1 protein-coding gene is annotated in these 704 nt (G+C 65.9%); it reads right to left on the bottom strand.

Annotated features, from left to right (window positions below; genetic code table 11):
- Positions 1 to 704, bottom strand: a 704-nt coding sequence (locus AC1DYL_RS22765; protein WP_477174895.1) for a HAMP domain-containing protein, incomplete at both ends; no start/stop codon positions are given.

Raw genomic sequence — 704 nt, 5'->3', positions numbered from 1 at the left:
GCCGTGCGGGTCACAGTCGCCGCGACATTTGAGGCATCCTTGGCGCGCTCGGCATTGGCCAGCACGGTGCCCGAAAGCTGCTCCATCGCCGCCGACGTTTCTTCGATCGTCGCCGCCTGCTTGGTGGTGCGCTCGGAAAGATCATTGGCGCCGGACAGGATTTCACCCGTCGCCGTCTTCAACCCACGCGAAGTGCCCTTCAACTGCCCGACGATCTCGGTCAGCCGCTCTGCCACCGCGTTGGTATCGTCCTTGAGCCGTGCGAACGCGCCACCATACTGGCCGTTGACGCGCTGCGTCAGGTCGGTCTGCGCCAGCGCGGAGAGCACCTCGCCGGTTTCGCCGAGCCCACGATCGACCGTCGACACCAGTTCGTTCACCCCATGCGCCAGCGCGTTCAGTTCCGCGTCCGGGAACTCCGCGTCGACCCGCTTGGAGAAGTCGCCGTCAATCGCGGCGTCGACCACTTCGCCGAACGCCTTCTGCAGCGCCTGCATCATCTGCGTGCGTTCGACCCGCCGCTGCGCTGATGCCGTCCGCTCGCCCTCGGTCATCTCGGTGACCTTCAGCGCATTCTCCTTGAACACCTGCACGGCCTTGGCCATGTCGCCGATCTCGTCGCTGCGTTCAGCGCCCTTCACCTCGACCTCGAGGTTACCCTGGGCCAGCGCGCCCATCGTATCGGTCAGCCGGCTGATCGGCTT

Source organism: Devosia sp. P1_H9 (assembly GCF_056405135.1).
This window is presented reverse-complemented; position numbering and strand designations above follow the sequence as displayed.